Raw genomic sequence first — 14,099 nt, forward strand, 5'->3', positions numbered from 1 at the left:
ATGACAAAAGCCCGCCGGAGGCGGGCTTTGCGTATCAGCTAGTTACGCCAGCTCCTGGCGCTCAGAAGTTGTGCTGAATGCCCACGCCGTAAACACGGATCACGTCATTGGCAACCCGGTTGTTCGGGTCCGTGCGGTCATAAAAGCCGTACAGCGAAGTGCGGTTGCTCATCTTGTAGGAGTAGCCCGCCTGGAAGCGCTTGAGCTTGCCCGCAGGGTCGCTCTGCACATCCTTGCGGATGTAGTTGGCCATGACCTTGCTGCTGGGCGTGATGTCCCAGGAGGCGCCAATCATCTGTGCATCCACCTTGCTGCGCGACAGCGCATTGCCCTGAAAGTTGTCACGGTTGTAGACCGCCCAGGCCCGGATATCACCGAAGTCGTAGGAGCCCACCAGCATCCACTTGTTCTTGAAATCATTGAGCAAGGCACCCCCGCGTTTGCTGTCCGTCCCGTAGCCGACGCCCAGGCCCAGCGGGCCGCCGCCTTCACCGTAGCTCAGCGAGACGTCGGTCTGCTTGTAATCGCTCTCAAAGCGGACCGGGCCGGCCGGGGTTTCCGGCAGGCCTTCACCGTTGAAGTAATGGCCGGCCCGGAAAACAAAGTTGCTGATCACCGGGCTGGCGTAGCCGATGGCGTTCGAAACACGTGTGCGCGCGTTAAAGATGGAGGAGCCAATCGCGGTGGCGCCGGCGTCGTGGATGACGTATTCCACGTTGCGGCCCAGGATCGCGTAGATGGGCGTGCGGCTGGGTGCGCCCGAGTCGATGCGGCCGATGTTGACCACACCGAAGTCGCCACCTAATCCCACGAACGAATTGCGGTACATCGGCGAGGTCGTCGCTCCGGTGTCGGAAGAGATGGCGGCCTCGATCCCGAAGAAGGCCTTGAGCCCTCCGCCCAGGTCCTCGGTTCCCTTGAAGCCGAACCGGGACGCGTTGCCCGTGATCAAAGTCTGAGTGACAGAGCCGGTCTTCGAGTTCTCAAAGCTCGTGTCCATCTTCCCGTAGATCGTCACCGTGCTTTGCGCCAGCGCAGTAACAGGGGTTATTGCACCGGCGGCAACCGCTGCCAGGCAGATCATCTTGTAATTCATTCCTCACTCCTCAAGGCTTTTATAGATAGCGGGAGATCAATCACCGCGGCGGGGGTATTCACGGGCAAAGTTCGCCCAGGCCTGAGAAGACATCGTCTTCAACAGGGCAGCAAATTCACAGGGCACAGGGTCGTGGACGTGCGCGTCAACCGTCTGGCTGCGGCAGCGTGGTGGGGTGGTGAAGGTTCATGCGCGGTTATTCCAGAACAATCTTGTTGGCTTGGGCGACATCCTTGAAGAACCGGATGCGTTGAATGACTTCCTGCCGGTACTCGGCTGGCCGCACGTTCTCGGGCAGCATTGCGCCGCGTTTGCGCCAGGCTTCCAGCGTGTCCTTGTCGCGAAGAATGGTGCGTACCGCGTCGTAGAGTTTCTGGATGATGGCCTCCGGCGTTTTTGCCGGCGCTGCCAGCCCCGTCCACGACGTGAGGTTCAGGTCGGGCAGCTTGAGTTCGTCGAAGGTGGGAACGTCCGGCAACTGCGGTGCGCGCAGCGGCGAGGCGACGGCCAGTGCGCGCAGGCTTCCGCTCTGCAGCATGGCCAGGTTGGAGGGCAGGTTGTTCCAGGTCAGCTGGACTTGCCCCGAGAGCAGGTCCGTCAGTGCCGGTCCGGCGCCCCGGTAGGGAATGTGCGTGATGAACAGGCCCAGCTTCGACTTGAGCAGCTCCATGCTCAGGTGTGCCACCGAGCCATTGCCCGACGATGCGTAGTTCAATTTGCCGGGGTTGGCCTTGGCGTAGCGTACAAATTCGGCAAAGGTCTTGACCGGGAGCTTGGCGCTGGCGACCAGCACGTTCGGCAGCCTGTCGATCAGCGTGATGTAGGCGAAATCGTTCACTGCGTCATAAGGCAGGTTGGGCGATACCGCGGGGTTGACCACATGGGTCGACTGCGAAGTGACGACCAGCGTATAGCCATCGGGCGCGGCCTTTGCAACAATGCCGGTGCCAATGGCGCCACCTGCGCCGGCCTTGTTGTCGATCACGACCGGCTGGCCCAGCAGCCTGCCCAGTTTGTCGGCCATTGCGCGTGCGGAGATGTCCACCGCCCCGCCCGGCGGGAACGGCACGATGAGGGTAATGGGACGGCTCGGGTAAGCCTGCGGCTGGCTGAATGCCGGGCAGGCCACCACGCCTGCCGCACTGGCCGCAATGCCCAGGAAGCCGCGGCGGCTCCTAACGATGTTCATGCTGTGTCCTTGATGTTGACGTGGCGTTTCGGGTGAGTTGTTTCTTCCCTGATGTACCCCGCGATGGCCTGCAGCACCAGGTGAATGCGCTTCTTGAGTTCAGGAAACTGCCGCTTCGGCTCGCGTGTTGTTTCGTTGAGGTAGAGAGACCTGTTGATCTCGATCTGCAGGCTGTGCTGTCCGTGTGCGGGCCGGCCAAAGGCGCGCACCAGGTCCTGCCCTGCGTAAGGATCATTCAGCGCGACGGTATAGCCTTGCCGCCTGAACTCCTCCCCGACGAAGTCCGCGAAAGCCGGGCTGCAGCTTGCCCCGTGCAGGTTGCCCAGCACGATGTCGGCCAGCGGCTTGTCCGGCAACCCCAGGCGCACATACGCGTTGCTTGGCATGGAATGAAGGTTGAGGTGCCACCGTGCACCCTGCAGGGTGCTTGAATGGGCCAGCGCGTCCTCTAGCGCATGGCGATACGGCCGCCAGCAGCTTTCAATCCGGTGTTTGATTTCGCTGGCATGAAGCCGGCGGTTATAGATCGGCTGTAGCGTCGGCGTCTTGCTGAACACCAGGCCGTTACCCAGCCGCAGGCAGGGTTGCGAAGGGGCCACCGGCTCAGCCCACTCTCCGTCCAGCATCGCAAGGTCGATGTCGTCCTCGCTGCGGTTGGGGTCGATGTAGCTGCGCGGAAACGTCGCGTGCACCAGTGTCGCGCCGACCAGCGGTGCGGTGTCCCAAAGCTGCTCGATCAGCGTGTCTTCGCATTGCCGCAGTTGCTGCAATTCAATGGAGAAATCGAAGTCTTGCGGATAGTAGGTTCCGCTGTGCGGAGAGTCACATACCAGTGCAATGGGGTCAACGGCGGGTCGGACGACCTTGACGGGTTCGGCGCGGGATGCGGCTTGATTCTTCATGGCTTGGCTCATGGCCGGTAGTGTGGCGCCGCGAGTACCGCGCGACAAACGACAATTTCAAAGCTGCTGATTAGATGATCTAATAGGGCCATGAAATTCAAGTCGCCGTCGCTGGCTGAACTGCATGCGTTTCTCGGGGTCTGCCAGCTGGGGAGTTTTCGCCGCGCGGCGGAAGTTCTCTCTGTCACGCAGGGCGCCGTCAGCCAGGCCATCCTGCGCCTGGAGCAACGGCTCGGCTGCAGCCTGTTCGAACGCCAGCAGGCCGGCGTTGTGCCCACGGCCCGCGGGCGCGAATTCCAGAAGCTGGTCGAAACCCATGTCGCCGGGCTGGAGGCGGCCGTTACCCAGTTCGGAGGTGCTTCATCGCAACGCAAAGTGCGGGTGAGCGTCATACCAACCCTCGGAACGCGCTGGCTGGTCCCCAGGCTCGCGCAATTCAAGTCCTTGAACCCCAACGTCGAGGTGGAGCTGCGCCAATTCCATTTCGACGAAGACTTCAAACGCGACGACGTGGACCTGTGGATCGCGCTCAGGCGTGCCGGAAGTAGGTGGCCACGCGGTATCCGCGGACGCTATCTGCTGGGCAACGAGATCACGCCCGCCTGCACGCCCGCACTTGCGCGAAGCATTCAGCATCCGCGGGATCTCGCCGCACATACCCTTCTTCATCACATCAACTACCCCGACAACTGGGCCGTGTGGATGGAGGGTGCAGGTTTAAAGCAGCCCAAGCCAGTATTGGGCCCGGGGTTCGATCTGGGCAACAACCTCATCGTCGCGGCATGCGCCGGCATGGGAGCCATCGTCATCCAGCCGTGCCTCATCGAGAGCGAACTCGAAAGCGGCAAGCTGGTCCTGCCCTTCGACACCCGGGTCCTGATCGCGCGCGGGTATTACCTTTGCCAACGATCAGCTGCGGCCCACAGCAATCGCGCCGTTGAAGCGTTTGCCTCATGGCTGCAAGAGCAGGCCGGCAACACGGCCTGCGCCTGACCTCTCGACAGGCGCAGCGATCAGGCTGCGCCGGCCCCGTCCTCGCGGGCCGGCAGGCCCATGCCCTTGGGCAGCCCCCCGCGCAGCGCTTCGATAAAGCGGCGCAACTTGGCCGGGTAAAAGTTCGAATAGGGGTAGATCAGGTAGACCGGCAGGGGCTCGGCACACCACTGCGGCGCCAGGTGTAGCAGCCTGCCTTCGGCCACGTCGCCCGCCACCAGCCAGATCGAAGCGATGCTTGCGCCCAGGCCCAGCAGCGTGGCGTTGCGCAGGGCAAACAGGCTGTCCGTGCCCAGGCGCGGCCGTATCGCAAAGCGGTGCTCTTCGCGGCGCTGGTCGGCATGGCGGCGGATCAGCGCCACCTCGTTGCGGTAGAAGGTTTGCAGCGCCAGCCAGGGCAGGGCCTGCAGATCGGCTGGATGCATCGGCAGCGGCTTGTCTTGCAGCAGGGAAGGTGCGGCCACCACGATGCGCCGGACTTCGGCAATCTTCACGGCCACCAGCGAAGGATCTTCCACCGCGCCCACGTGCACCGCGCAGTCGATGCCCTGCGTGATGAAGTCGGGTGTGCCGTCATGCAGCAGCCACTCCACCGTGACGCGCTCGTGGCGCCGCAAATAGTCGACCACCGGCCCCACCAGCTGCTGCTGGCCGAGCGCATGCGGCACCACCACGCGCAGCGTGCCTTCCGCCACTTCCTGGGTGCCGCGCAGGTCGGCCTCAAAAGCCCCCCAGTTGCCCAGCAGCTCCTTGGCACGGGCAAAGCAGCGCTCGCCGCCCTCCGTCAGTTTCATCGCGTGGGTGGAGCGCTGCAGCAGCTTCAGGCCCAGCGAACGTTCCAGCGCCTGAAGGCGCCGGCTGACTGTGGGTTGCGTGGCGTTCATCTGCGCTGCGGCGGCCGACAGGCTGCCCGCCTCCACGATGCGCACAAAGGTCTGCATGAGTTCGATCCGGTCTGGCGCGGTTTTCATGAGGTGTCCCAAGTTGCTTATGCGTTTTACGTATGACCATTGTGCCCAATAGCAGTCTTCACAGCGCAAAACCCCGCCCACATACTCGCGTCCTGCCTCAAATCGGGATTTTCCTCATGACTTCTACAGCTAATACGCATGACCAAACCGGGCCCGGCTTGCCGTTCCCATTGATTCTCCTGCTCGCCACCGGTGCCGGCCTGGCCGCGGCTTCGCTCTATTACAGCCAGCCCATGCTGGCCTTGCTGCTTGTGGAATTCAAGTCCACCCCCGCCGCCATCGGCCTGGTGCCCACACTGACAACGCTCGGTTACGCGCTGGGCATCGGGCTACTGGCGCCGCTGGGCGACCGCTATGACCGCCGGCGCATCATCCTCGGCAAGGCCGCTGCTCTGGTGCTGGCGTTGCTGCTCGCCGCCGCCGCGCCGTCCGTGGCGGTGCTCGCACTGGCCAGCCTCGCGATCGGTCTTGCGGCCACGCTGGCGCAAGACATCGTGCCGGCTGCCGCCACACTCGCACCCGAAGCCCATCGCGGCAAAACCGTCGGCACCGTGATGACCGGCCTGCTGCTGGGCATCCTGCTGTCGCGTGTGGTGGCCGGCGTCGTGGCCGAGCAGCTCGGCTGGCGCAGCATGTTCGTGGCCGCGGCCCTCAGCATTGCGCTGCTGGGCGTGGCGGTGTGGCGGCACCTGCCGCGCTTTGTACCCACCACGCAGCTGCCCTACCTGGCGTTGCTCGGCTCGCTTGCCACGCTGTGGAAGCGCCACGGCGCGCTGCGCCGCGCGGCCGTCGCGCAGGGCCTGATCAGCATCGGCTTCAGCGCCTTCTGGTCCACGCTGGCCATCATGCTGCACGCCGAGCCCTTCAACCTGGGCAGCGGCGGCGCCGGCGCCTTCGGCCTGGCCGGTGCCGCCGGTGCGCTAGCCGCGCCGCTGGCCGGCCGCATCGCCGACAGCAAAGGCCCTGAAGTCGTCACCCGGCTGGGCGCCGCGCTGGTCGTCGCGGCCTTCATCGCCATGGCCCTGGGACCTAACCAGCTGTGGCTTATTGCCTTGGGCGCAGTGGTGTTTGACCTGGGCGCGCAGGCCGCGCTGATTGCTCACCAGACCATCGTCTACGGCATTGAACCCGCCGCGCGCAGCCGGCTCAATGCGGTTCTGTTCATCGGCATGTTCAGCGGCATGGCCGGCGGTGCGTGGCTCGGCAGCATGGTGCTGGCGCACGCCGGCTGGCAGGGCGTGTGCGTGATGGCCGCGGTGTCAGGTGCGGCAGCACTGGTGGTGCGGATGTGGCCTGCCAAAAAGTATGCTCCTTGCGCCGCCTGACGCTGAATACCGTTCCGGTACTTCGCCGCAAAAAAAACGGCCTCTCGAGAGGCCTTTTTCATCCACAAGACAACGCTCAGGCGGCCAGCTCTTCCCGCGTGTAATCCGTCGAAGCCGACAGCGCCTTCCACGTCTTTACCTCGGCCTCCACAAACGCATGTTTGTCTGCAATGACCTTCAGCGTGTCGGTGCCCATCGGCAGGCGCAGCGGTGGGGTGTCGGCCTCCACCAACTTCAGCATCGCTTGCGCCAGGCGCAGCGGGTCGCCCGCCTGGTTGTGGTTGATCTCTGTGGCAGCTTCGCGCACCCTGCCTGCGCTTTGGGCGTAGTCGTCCAGAATGCGTGGCGACACTGCCAGCGAGGCGTTGTCCAGGAAGTCGGTGCGAAAGTAACCCGGCTCCACGCTGGTGACGTGAATGCCCAGCGGCGCCAGTTCGCCGTGCAGAGCTTCTGTCAGGCCTTCCACCGCAAACTTGGTCGAGCAGTAAACGCCAAAGCCCGGGCCCGACTGGTAACCACCCAGCGACGAGATGTTGATGACGTGGCCGCTGCGGCGCGCACGCATGGACGGCAGCACCGCGCGTGTCACGCTCAGCAGGCCGAACACATTGGTCTCGTACAGGCGCCGCACCTCGTCGCCAGTGGCTTCTTCCACCGCGCCCAGCAGGCCGTAGCCCGCGTTGTTGACCAGCACATCGATGCGGCCAAAACGTGCCAACGCGGCTTGCACGGCGGCCGCCGCCTGTGCTTCGTCGGTCACATCCAGCGGCAATGCCAGGAGTGCATCGCTCGCGGGAAATCTTTTTTGCACTGAGGCGGCATCGCGCGAAGTCGCCACCACCGCGTTACCGTGCGCCAACGCCGCTTCGGCAATGCGGGCGCCAATGCCGCGCGCCGCGCCGGTGATCATCCAGATACGCTTGAAGTCAGTCTTTGCATTCATGGTCTTGCCCCTAAAAAAATGTTGCTGAGGAGGGCAATGTAGGTTTTTGATTAAGTGTTGAATAGCCCACAATCGGTGAGTTCATAATCAAGCTAATCATGACAATGAGGGGCTTGCTCCCCGTAAAACCGCCAGGAGCCGCCATGGCCTTCAATGAATTGCGCGCCGTTTCCACTTTCGTCAAAGCTGCTGAACTCGGTAGCCTGCGCCAGGCCGCCGCCGCACAGGCCATCACGCCGCAGGCCGCCAGCCAGGCGCTGGTCCAGCTTGAGCAGCACCTGGGGGTGCGCCTCTTTCACCGCACCACGCGCAGCCTGAGCCTCACCGAAGAAGGCGAGCAGTTCCTGCAGGCCGCGCAGCCCGGCCTTTCGACGCTGCAGCGGGCGTTGCAGGGCGCGCGCCGCACCCGCCAAGAAATCGCCGGGCCGCTGCGCATCGTCGCGCCGCGTTCCATCATGCTCGAGGTGTTGTGGCCCGTGCTCGAGGAATACTGCCGCCGTTATCCGCAGGTGGACCCGCACATCCAGATGGACGACCGCATCGGCAACTGGGTGGAAGACCGCGTCGACGTCGGCTTTCGCGCCGGCGCGCCGCCAGCGGGCGGCATCATCTCGCGCCGCATCCTGCCGCTGCAACTGGTGGTGTGCGCGTCACCCGCCTACATCGCGCAGCATGGCGCGCCCCAGACCATCGAAGACCTGGCCGGGCACCGCTGCACGGGCTTTCACCACACGGGCACCGGCAAGACCATGCCCTGGGAGTTCAAGGTGGGTGAAGAAGTGGTGGCCCGTACCGTCGCCGCGTCCTTCCTCACCAATGACGTGGACCTTGAAGCCCGCGCTGTCGTGGCCGGCCAGGCCATCGGCCAGCTGATCGGTGCCACCGCTGCGCCGCTGGTGCGCGCCGGCCGGCTGGTGCCGCTGCTGACGCAGCATGTCACCGAGCATCTCGGCCTCTATGTCTATTACGGCAGCCGCAGCGCGCAGCCGGCCCGTGCGCGGGCATTCATCGACCTGGCGGTGGAGCGGCTGGTCGGCAACACGCAGTTTTACCTGGAGCCGCATGAACTGCGGCCCCATGCCGCCGCGCGAAAAACGCGCCGCGCCCGCGCGGCCGGCTGACGCGCGGGTGCCACAGCATCAGCGCCGCACAGACATCTCTTTCTGTATCTTTCTTATCCAGCCGTTTGCGCGCAGCCGTTTTCTTGGCGTCGCCTACAGCTGCGTTAGCCCACGGCTGACGCGCGGCGGGCGAATGCGGGAATAAATTGGGAGCCTGTACGGACGCATCAGGAAGAATAAAAAGTGTCAGCTATCTCGCGCCTTCGCTCCGCCTTTTTCACCGGCCTGGTGCTCGTGCTGATCGGACTGATACTGGCCTTGCCGGGCATCTGGCTGGTGGTGCTGGGAGGCTCCTGGTATTACCTGGTGGCCGGCCTCGCATTTGTGTTGACGGGCGTGCTGTTGATCCAGTACGGACCGATAGCGCTGTGGACCTACGCGCTCCTGCTGGTGGGCACACTGGCATGGGCGTTGTGGGAAGGTGGGCTTGACTGGTGGCCGCTGGCTGCGCGCGGGGGGGTGCCATTTCTCATTGGCCTCTTCCTGCTCACCCCCATGCTTGCCCGTGCCATGCAGTCCGAAGCGCCGGGGCAATCCGGCGTGCGCGCCGGCCAGTGGGCGCTGGGTGCCGCGCTGGCACTCTTCTTCATCGCCTCGGTGGCGACCTGGCTGCATGATGCCAACCGCGTGACGGGCATGTTGCCGCTGCCGCCCACCGGCACATCGGCCGCGGGCACGGCTGATGCCGTGCCCGCCGGCGAATGGCATGCCTATGGGCGTACGGGCCAAGGGCAGCGGTATTCGCCGCTCAGCCAGATCACCCCCGACAACGTGGAAAACCTGGGGCTGGCGTGGCAGTACCGAACCGGTGACATGCGTGGCCAGCCTGGTGACCCGGCAGAAACTACCTTCGAGGTGACGCCGCTGAAAGTGGGCAACCGGCTTTTCCTGTGCACACCGCACCAGTCCGTCATTGCGCTGGACGCTACCACCGGCGCGGAAGCCTGGCGCTTTAATCCCGAGGTCCAGGGCAAGCTCGCACTGCAGCACCTGACCTGCCGCGGCCTGTCTTACCAGCCGCCTGCCGCTGCGACTGCGACAGTTGCCGCCGCGTCCACCGACTGCCCGGCCAAACTGTTCATGCCCACGGCAGACGGCCGCGTGATTGCCTTGAACCCCGACACCGGAAAGGTCTGCCCCTCTTTCGGCGGCGGCAAGGGGCAGATCGATCTCTGGGCCGGCATGCCCAACCAAAAGCCCGGCGCTTATTACTCCACCTCACCGGTGGTGGTCACATCAAAGCTCATCATCGTGGGCGGTACGGTGCTCGACAACGTTTCCACCAAAGAGCAGTCCGGCGTGATCCGCGCGTACGACATCAACACCGGCGCGCTGGTCTGGAACTGGGACTCGGGCAAGCCCGACGCCACTGCTCCGATTGCGGCAGGGCAAACCTATACCGCCAATTCACCGAACAGCTGGTCCATTTCCAGCGTCGACGAAACACTGGGCATGGTCTATGTGCCGCTGGGCAACCAGCCGCCCGACCAGTGGGGCGGCCAGCGCAGCCCCGCGGTGGAAACGTATTCGTCGTCCGTCGTCGCGCTGGACCTGGCCACCGGTAAGGTGCGCTGGAACTTCCAGACCGTGCACCACGACCTGTGGGACTACGACGTGCCGGCCCAGCCCAGCCTGGTAGACCTCACCGTGGGCGGCAACCGGGTGCCCGCGCTGGTCCAGCCCACCAAGCAGGGCGAGATCTTTGTGCTGGACCGCCGCACCGGCACACCGCTTTTGCCCGTGGTGGAAACACCGGCACCGCAGGGCGCTGCGCAGGGCGACCGCACCGCGCCCACGCAACCGAATTCGGCGCTGTCATTCAACCCGCCGCCGCTGACGGAGCGCGACATGTGGGGCGCCACCCTGTTCGACCAGCTCTATTGCCGCATTGCTTTTCACCGGCTGCGTTATGAAGGCCGCTTCACGCCGCCTTCCACGCAGGGCTCGCTGATCTATCCCGGCAACTTCGGCGTGTTCAACTGGGGTGGTGTGGCGGTGGACCCGGAGCGGCAGATGGTCTTCGCCACGCCGACCTATCTGGCCTTTGTTTCCAGACTCGTGCCGCGCACGGACGACACCAGCCTCCTTGTGCAGGGCAAGGAGCGGCCGGAAGGCAGCCTGCCCTCGCTCAATGAAAATTTCGGCGCGCCTTTTGCCGTCAAGCTCAGCGCGTTTGTGTCGCCGCTGGGCATTCCGTGCCAGGCGCCACCCTGGGGTTATGTGGCCGGCGCCGACTTGACCACGGGCGCGGTTGCCTGGCAGCATAAAAACGGCACCGTGCGCGACCTCGCGCCCGTGCCCCTGCCCTTCCGCATGGGCGTTCCCAACCTCGGCGGGCCGCTGACCACGGCGGGCGGCGTCGCCTTCCTGTCCGGCACGCTCGACTACTACGTGCGTGCCTACGACGTGAACACCGGCAAGGAAATCTGGAAGAGCCGCCTGCCCGCCGGCGGCCAGGCCACCCCCATGACCTACACCGGTGCAGATGGCCGGCAATACCTGCTGGTAGTGGCCGGCGGTCATGGGTCACTGGGGACGCGTGCGGGGGACTATGTGCGGGCTTATGCGTTGCCGCGCTAGTTGAGCCGCTCCTATCCGGCCCGGCTCATGACGTCGGCAACCCAATCCACGAACACGCGCACGCGCGGTGACAGTTGCCGGTGATGCGGGTACAGCACCGACACCGGCATGGGCGCGGGCCGGAAAGCGGCCAGCACTTCCACCAGTGTGCGCGCTTCAAGTTGCGCGGCCAGGTGGTAGCGCGGCACCTGGATAAAACCCAAGTGCGCGGCGCAGCAGGCTTTGTAGGCGTCGGCGTCCGTCACCGCGACCGGGCCCTTGAGCTGCACCTGACGCGGCGCACCGTCCACGATGAAGTCAAAGGGCAGCGCCTTGCCGGTGCGGCTGGATAAAAAATTCACCGCGCGGTGGCCGCGCAGCGCCTCCAGCGTCTCGGGCGTGCCGTGTTTGTCCAGGTATTCGCGGCTCGCGCAGGTCACCTGTTCGAGCAAGGCCACGCGCCGCCCCACCATGCTGGACTCGGCCAGCTCGCCCACGCGCAGCACGCAGTCCACTCCCTCGCGCACCAGGTCCACCAGCCGGTCGCCCATGCCGATCTCCAGCTCGATGTCCGGGTAGCGCTCAAAAAAATCACCAATCACCGGCAGCAAAAAATGCTTGGCCAGCGTGCCGTGCAAATCCACCCGCAGCTTGCCGCGCGGCTTGCTGCCCGTGTTGACAAAGGCCGACTCGGCTTCCTCCAGGTCGGTCAACAGGCGCAGGCAGCGCTCGTAATATGCCGCGCCGTCCTGCGTGGGGCTGACATGCCGCGTCGTGCGCTGCAACAGCCGCGCGCCCAGGCGTTTTTCAAGCTGCTGCACCGCATGCGTCACCGTGGCGCGCGGCAGCAGCAGGTCGTCGGCCGCCTTCGTAAAACTGCCCAGCTCGACGATGCGGGTGAACAGCTGCATCGAATGAAAACGGTCCATAACGCGTGCTTTTATTGTTGGTGATTATTGAACAGTGATGGCAATTTTACGGTATTTATCGTATGTAGATTGAATAGAACAATACCTTCACTGACTCACCAAAGGCGCACACCACACGCAGCACCCCGGGCGGTCAGAACCAACCCACTTTTAACCATCAGGAGTTTCAAATGACCGCTTCCAGCAACAACGCCACCCAGGTGGCCATCGTCACCGGCGCCTCGCGCGGCATAGGCGCGGCCGTCGCCCGGCGCCTGGCACAAGAGGGCTACGCCGTCGTCATCAACTATGCCGGCCAGGCTGAAGAAGCCCAGGCCGTTGTGCAGTCCATCATGGCCAGCGGCGGCCAGGCCGTTGCCGTGCAGGCCGACGTCGCCAGTTCCGCCGCCGTCAGGCAGCTGTTCGACGACAGCATCCAGGCCTTCGGCCGCGTCGACGTGCTCATCAACAACGCCGGCATCATGCCGCCCAGCCTGCCGGCGCTGGCCGACACCGACGACGACACCTTTGACCGCCTCTTCGCCGTCAACGTCAAGGGCACATTCAACGCCCTGCGCGAAGCCGCCGCGCGCCTGCAGCCCGGTGGGCGCATCGTCAACTTCTCGACCAGCGTGATCGGCCTGGCCCTGCCCGGCTACGCGGTCTACGGCGCCACCAAGAGCGCGGTGGAAACCTTCACCAACATCATGGCCAAAGAGCTGCGCGGCAAAAACATCCGCATCAACGCGATTGCTCCCGGCCCTACGGCCACTGCGCTTTTCCTCAACGGCAAAACGCCCGAGACGATTGAGCGCATGTCCAAGATGGCGCCGCTCGAACGCCTGGGCACGCCGGAGGACATCGCCAGTGCGGTTGCTTTCCTCGTGAGCGACAACGCGGCCTGGGTCAACGGCCAGACGTTGCGTGCGAATGGTGGCGTCGTCTGAAAGCACGCGAATCTTTCTACTGCGCGAACCGATCTTGGGCCTGCGCTCCTCGCCGTACGGGTGTACGGCTCCGGTGCTCAACCCAACCTCGGCTCGCTCGCTACGAAATCTTCACGTGCTTTCCCCACATATCAATACCGATTCATTAACAACCTTTTTCAAACCCTTTCCAGAAAGACACACATCATGAAATCCGTCATCCTGGTCACCGGTGCATCCACCGGCATCGGCCACCTCACCGTCCGCTCACTGGCCCAGGCCGGCCACACCGTCTACGCCAGCATGCGCGACATCCAGGGCCGCAACGCACCCAAGGTGCGTGAGCTGCGCGATTGGAGTTTTGCCAACGGCTTCGATCTGCGTGCTGTTGAGCTCGACGTGCTGTCGCAAGCTTCCGCAGACGCCGCCGTGGCGCACATCATGGCCGAGCAAGGTCGCCTGGACGTCATCGTGCACAACGCCGGCCACCTGGTGGTCGGGCCCGCCGAGGCCTACACGCCCGAAGAAATCGTCAAGGTGCTGGACACCAACTTCCTGGGCAGCCAGCGCGTGAACCGCGCTGTGTTGCCGGCGATGCGCAAGGCCGAAGCTGGCTTGGTGCTGTGGGTCAGCAGCAGCACGGTGCGCGGCGGCTTTCCGCCTTTCCTCGGCCCTTACGCTGCCGCCAAGGCTGCGATGGATTCGATGGCCGTGACCATGTCGTACGAGCTCGCCCGCTTCGGCATCGAGACCTCCATCGTGGTGCCCGGCGCCTTCACCAAAGGCACGGCGCACTTCCCCAGCGCTGGCAAGCCGGCCGACGAAGCGGTCACGGCTGCTTACGCGCGCTACGACGGTGTCATGGACAAGGTCGGCGAACGCCTCTCGGCGCTGAGCCCCGACCACGCCGACCCGCAAGCCGTGGCCGACGACATCACCCGCATCGTCGGCCTGCCCGCCGGCACGCGCCCTTTCCGCTCGGTGACCGACTTCATCGACGACGGCGCCGGTGAAGTCACCGTGGTGGCCGAACGCGTGCGCGAAGCGTTCGCCCACCGCATCGGCATCGCCGACATGCTCAAACCGGTGGTGCGCCGCACGGCTTGATGGCCTTCATCACACGGTCCGGCTTGAGCCCGGGCCGTGTGGTGCCTCTTCACCATTGA

At 64.7% G+C, this 14,099-nt stretch carries 12 protein-coding genes; 6 read left to right on the forward strand and 6 right to left on the reverse strand.

Annotation, left to right across the window (positions count from 1 at the left end):
- Positions 1-61: 61 nt before the first annotated feature.
- From AC1D11_RS21865 to AC1D11_RS21875, 3 genes are all read right to left on the reverse strand, one after another.
- Entirely contained in the window at positions 62-1,096 is a 1,035-nt protein-coding gene (locus tag AC1D11_RS21865; protein WP_477651492.1) for a porin, read from the reverse strand.
- A gap of 196 nt (positions 1,097-1,292) precedes the next feature.
- Complete coding sequence (locus AC1D11_RS21870) at positions 1,293-2,285, reverse strand: Bug family tripartite tricarboxylate transporter substrate binding protein (RefSeq protein WP_477649640.1); 993 nt, start codon at positions 2,283-2,285, stop codon at positions 1,293-1,295.
- Positions 2,282-3,187, reverse strand: coding sequence for an N-formylglutamate amidohydrolase (locus tag AC1D11_RS21875; protein ID WP_477651360.1), 906 nt, complete (start codon positions 3,185-3,187; stop codon positions 2,282-2,284). Before AC1D11_RS21875 ends, AC1D11_RS21870 begins: the two co-directional genes overlap by 4 nt.
- Positions 3,188-3,277: 90 nt before the next feature.
- Here AC1D11_RS21875 and AC1D11_RS21880 point away from each other — a divergent pair, with 90 nt between their 5' ends.
- Complete coding sequence (locus AC1D11_RS21880; protein ID WP_477649642.1) at positions 3,278-4,180, forward strand: LysR substrate-binding domain-containing protein; 903 nt, start codon at positions 3,278-3,280, stop codon at positions 4,178-4,180.
- 20 nt (positions 4,181-4,200) lie between these two features.
- On the opposite strand, the gene AC1D11_RS21885 is transcribed toward AC1D11_RS21880, so the two are convergent.
- Complete coding sequence (locus AC1D11_RS21885; RefSeq protein WP_477649643.1) at positions 4,201-5,151, reverse strand: LysR family transcriptional regulator; 951 nt, start codon at positions 5,149-5,151, stop codon at positions 4,201-4,203.
- A 116-nt stretch (positions 5,152-5,267) separates the two neighbouring features.
- Here AC1D11_RS21885 and AC1D11_RS21890 point away from each other — a divergent pair, with 116 nt between their 5' ends.
- Entirely contained in the window at positions 5,268-6,476 is a 1,209-nt protein-coding gene (locus AC1D11_RS21890; protein ID WP_477649644.1) for an MFS transporter, read from the forward strand.
- 76 nt (positions 6,477-6,552) lie between these two features.
- Here the strand turns inward: AC1D11_RS21890 and AC1D11_RS21895 are convergent, their stop codons facing one another.
- Positions 6,553-7,419, reverse strand: a complete 867-nt coding sequence (locus tag AC1D11_RS21895; protein WP_457281978.1) for an oxidoreductase — start codon at positions 7,417-7,419, stop codon at positions 6,553-6,555.
- Positions 7,420-7,562: 143 nt separating this feature from the next.
- Here AC1D11_RS21895 and AC1D11_RS21900 point away from each other — a divergent pair, with 143 nt between their 5' ends.
- Both AC1D11_RS21900 and AC1D11_RS21905 read left to right on the forward strand, forming a co-directional pair.
- Positions 7,563-8,540: a LysR family transcriptional regulator gene (locus tag AC1D11_RS21900; RefSeq protein WP_477649645.1), complete on the forward strand. Its 978-nt coding sequence runs from the start codon at positions 7,563-7,565 to the stop codon at positions 8,538-8,540.
- Between the two features lie 183 nt (positions 8,541-8,723).
- The gene (locus AC1D11_RS21905) at positions 8,724-11,120 is read left to right on the forward strand and encodes a glucose/quinate/shikimate family membrane-bound PQQ-dependent dehydrogenase (protein ID WP_477649646.1); all 2,397 of its coding nucleotides are present in this window, start codon (positions 8,724-8,726) and stop codon (positions 11,118-11,120) included.
- Between the two features lie 11 nt (positions 11,121-11,131).
- Here AC1D11_RS21905 and AC1D11_RS21910 read toward each other — a convergent pair whose 3' ends face one another.
- On the reverse strand, positions 11,132-12,028 hold the full coding sequence (locus AC1D11_RS21910) for a LysR family transcriptional regulator (protein ID WP_477649647.1): 897 nt from the start codon (positions 12,026-12,028) through the stop codon (positions 11,132-11,134).
- A gap of 170 nt (positions 12,029-12,198) precedes the next feature.
- On the opposite strand from AC1D11_RS21910, the gene AC1D11_RS21915 reads away from it, so the two are divergent.
- Positions 12,199-12,954 carry a glucose 1-dehydrogenase gene (locus tag AC1D11_RS21915; RefSeq protein WP_477649648.1) on the forward strand — a complete coding sequence of 252 codons (756 nt, stop codon included), beginning with the start codon at positions 12,199-12,201 and terminating at the stop codon, positions 12,952-12,954.
- Between the two features lie 186 nt (positions 12,955-13,140).
- Positions 13,141-14,040, forward strand: coding sequence for an SDR family oxidoreductase (locus tag AC1D11_RS21920; protein ID WP_477649649.1), 900 nt, complete (start codon positions 13,141-13,143; stop codon positions 14,038-14,040).
- The last annotated feature ends 59 nt before the right edge of the window (positions 14,041-14,099 follow it).

The organism is Polaromonas sp. P1_E11, assembly GCF_056405995.1.

Coding starts and splice junctions, on each gene's coding strand:
- AC1D11_RS21880 (WP_477649642.1), top strand. CDS start 3,278: ATGAAATTCAAGTCGCCGTCGCTGGCTGAACTGCATGCGTTTCTCGGG.
- AC1D11_RS21865 (WP_477651492.1), bottom strand. CDS start 1,096: ATGAATTACAAGATGATCTGCCTGGCAGCGGTTGCCGCCGGTGCAATA.
- AC1D11_RS21920 (WP_477649649.1), top strand. CDS start 13,141: ATGAAATCCGTCATCCTGGTCACCGGTGCATCCACCGGCATCGGCCAC.
- AC1D11_RS21910 (WP_477649647.1), bottom strand. CDS start 12,028: ATGGACCGTTTTCATTCGATGCAGCTGTTCACCCGCATCGTCGAGCTG.
- AC1D11_RS21895 (WP_457281978.1), bottom strand. CDS start 7,419: ATGAATGCAAAGACTGACTTCAAGCGTATCTGGATGATCACCGGCGCG.
- AC1D11_RS21885 (WP_477649643.1), bottom strand. CDS start 5,151: ATGAAAACCGCGCCAGACCGGATCGAACTCATGCAGACCTTTGTGCGC.
- AC1D11_RS21875 (WP_477651360.1), bottom strand. CDS start 3,187: ATGAAGAATCAAGCCGCATCCCGCGCCGAACCCGTCAAGGTCGTCCGA.
- AC1D11_RS21890 (WP_477649644.1), top strand. CDS start 5,268: ATGACTTCTACAGCTAATACGCATGACCAAACCGGGCCCGGCTTGCCG.
- AC1D11_RS21870 (WP_477649640.1), bottom strand. CDS start 2,285: ATGAACATCGTTAGGAGCCGCCGCGGCTTCCTGGGCATTGCGGCCAGT.
- AC1D11_RS21915 (WP_477649648.1), top strand. CDS start 12,199: ATGACCGCTTCCAGCAACAACGCCACCCAGGTGGCCATCGTCACCGGC.
- AC1D11_RS21900 (WP_477649645.1), top strand. CDS start 7,563: ATGGCCTTCAATGAATTGCGCGCCGTTTCCACTTTCGTCAAAGCTGCT.